Source organism: Enterobacter sp. 342 (assembly GCF_036663495.1).
Lineage (GTDB): Bacteria > Pseudomonadota > Gammaproteobacteria > Enterobacterales > Enterobacteriaceae > Enterobacter.
Genome location: NZ_JAWUEI010000153.1, coordinates 1 through 262, shown reverse-complemented (window position 1 = coordinate 262; position 262 = coordinate 1). Strand labels below are relative to the sequence as shown.

General features: G+C 59.5%; 1 protein-coding gene. It reads left to right on the top strand.

All coding sequences use genetic code 11. From position 1 onward, the window contains the following. Positions 1 to 262: type VI secretion system Vgr family protein (locus V6E55_RS25730; RefSeq protein ID WP_316944139.1), on the top strand; the 262-nt coding region annotated here is incomplete at both ends.

Sequence of the window (262 nt, the reverse complement as noted above, 5' to 3'; positions counted from 1 at the left end):
ATGCGGAGAAGCAGAAGCGCGGTGAGGGTTTTGAGCTCAGAACCGACAGCTGGGGCGCCATCCGGGCGCAGAAGGGGCTGTTCATCAGCGCTGATGGACAGACAAAGGCACAGGGTCAGGTGCTGGAGATGGAGCCAGCACTCGCGAGGCTGTCAGCAGCATTAGTGGAGATGGAATCCCTTGCGGCCAGCGCGCAGCAGGCTCAGGCACTGGCTGCCGATGTCGGTCGTCAGCAAAAACTCCTGAAGCAAAAAATCGAACA